Origin of the sequence: Vibrio anguillarum (genome assembly GCF_001989995.2) — a bacterium.
GTDB lineage: Bacteria > Pseudomonadota > Gammaproteobacteria > Enterobacterales > Vibrionaceae > Vibrio > Vibrio anguillarum.
On sequence record NZ_JAHGUP010000228.1, the window covers coordinates 1 to 2141 of the forward strand.

The 2141-nt window shown below is 47.8% G+C and carries 3 protein-coding genes; 2 read left to right on the forward strand and 1 reads right to left on the reverse strand.

Annotated features, from left to right (window positions below; genetic code table 11):
* Together tnpB and tnpC are read left to right on the forward strand one after the other, a co-directional pair.
* Positions 1 to 213 (forward strand): IS66 family insertion sequence element accessory protein TnpB (gene tnpB, locus PL85_RS18620; RefSeq protein WP_196360471.1); only part of this gene is annotated, 213 nt, incomplete at its 5' end.
* A 59-nt stretch (positions 214 to 272) separates the two neighbouring features.
* Positions 273 to 1802 carry an IS66 family transposase gene (tnpC, locus tag PL85_RS18625; RefSeq protein ID WP_115339548.1) on the forward strand — a complete coding sequence of 510 codons (1530 nt, stop codon included), beginning with the start codon at positions 273 to 275 and terminating at the stop codon, positions 1800 to 1802.
* 144 nt (positions 1803 to 1946) lie between these two features.
* Here tnpC and PL85_RS18630 read toward each other — a convergent pair.
* A partial coding sequence (locus tag PL85_RS18630; RefSeq protein WP_327786304.1) for an RNase H family protein occupies positions 1947 to 2141 on the reverse strand: 195 nt, incomplete at its 5' end.

Below are 2141 nucleotides of genomic sequence, written 5' to 3' on the forward strand. Positions count from 1 at the left end.
GAGAGGCTAGAGGTGAAACTCCTCTGGTCTACTCACCATAAAACAGGCTTCGCCCTCTGGTATAAACGCCTTGAAAAAGCCAAGTATAAGTGGCCTTCAAAAGAGAAAAATCAGGTGTTTACCCTCACTCAATTTGAGCTTGATAGACTGCTTTCAGGCTTCACAATTATCGGCCACGAACCCATCAAAATAAACGATTTTACAATGAGTTAATCGAGAATAAAGCCTTATTCTCCAAGCGTTAACGGCACGATTTTAGTATAATCAATGCTATGAAAAAGACGCCAAATATCAACCCAGAAAGCCAAGATGTTGCCGAGCTACAAGCGATGGTAGCTGCTCTGATGTCGGAGAGAAATGAGTGGAAACAAGAGCGCCAATCGCTGCTTGAACAACTCAAACTCGCCTTCGACCGTCAGTTCGCGAAACGCTCGGAGGCATTAAAGCCTTACGATGAATCACAAGGTGACCTCTTCAACGAAGCGGAATGTGAAGCCGTTAAAGAAGACGAGGTTGAGGTGACAACCACGACCACAACGAAAAAGCGCGGTAAACGTAAACCTCTGCCTAAGACCTTGCCTCGTGAGGTTATCGAACTTGATGTAGACGACCATGAAAAGCAGTGCGCTTGCTGCAATCATAGCCTGCATAAAATCGGTGAAGACCGCAGCGAGAAGCTAGAGTTCACGCCAGCGGTACTCAAAGTGTTGGAATATGTTCGTCCTAAGTACGCTTGCCGCCAGTGCGAGAAAACAGGTGACAGCAGCCGTATCGTTCAGAAGCCATCCCCTCAGAGTCTCATCCCTAAAAGCTTCGCCACAGAAAGCTTGCTGACCAACATCATTCTTGGCAAATACCAATACGCGATGCCACTTTATCGCCAAGAATCGCTGTTTACCCAGTCGGGTATCGAGCTATCACGCACCACCATGGCAAGGTGGGTTATCCAAGTCAGTGAGAAGTTCGCCCCGCTGTATGCGGCCTTGAAGGAGAACCTGCTTCAACAAGTGGTGGTTCAGGCGGATGAAACGCCGCTCAATGTGCTCAAAGAAGAGAAGAAGTGTTATATGTGGCTCTACTGCTCAGGCGCTGACTCACCCGAAGCGGCACTGCCGAATGTGAAAAATATTGCCTTGTACGACTATCAAAACAGTCGCGCGAGGGCGTGTCCCGTGGACTTTTTAGGTGACTACAACGGTTATCTACAAACCGATGGCTACGCGGCTTATGATGGTCTGCATCACGTCACCAATGTAGGGTGCTTAGCGCATGCTCGTCGCAAGTTCATGGATGCGAAGAAGCTTCAAGGGAAAGGTAAATCAGGCAAGGCTGATAAGGCGCTGGCTAAAATCCAAAAACTCTACGGGATAGAATCGCGCTTAAAAGGTGCGCCTGCCAAAGAGCGAAAAGCAGAGCGTCAAGCGTATGCCAAGCCGATACTGGATGAGCTTTACCAATGGATGACGACCCAGAAGGTGATTGGCTCTAGCCCACTAGGCAAAGCGATAAAATATACGCTTGGGCAGTGGTCAAAGCTCATTCGTTATATCGACGATGGCCACTTATCTATCGATAATAATCGCGCTGAACGCGCAATTAAACCGCTGGTTATTGGCAGGAAGAACTGGCTATTCTCTAACACACCAAACGGTGCTGATGCGAGCGCGATGCTTTACAGCATCATCGAGACCGCGAAAGCCAACGGTCTTATCCTCTACGATTATATGGTCAAGTGCATGAAAGAGCTGGCGAAAGCAGAGCCTGATATCGACGCACTCCTGCCTTGGAACTTCAAACACTGACAAGTCGCCCCGTGGGTTCATGGGGCGGATACAAAACAGCATAAAGATGAACAGCTTTTAAAAGAAAGAGCAGAGCTTGAAAATACCTTTGGTAAATTTTCTGATAGATGGCTTGTAGGTATCAACCCTACAAGCCGCATTGTGTTAGTCGATATCGTTTCTCGCTGCATCTACTGCCAGCGTATCCGCTCTTTCATTTCCTTCAATGCCGGAATGCGCTTTGACTTTAACTACCTCGACATACTTTCTAGAACGCAGTTCATCGACTTGCTTCCAGAACTGACGATGCTTAACCGGCTTCTTATTCGCTTTACGCCACCTGTAGTGGCATAGTGAATT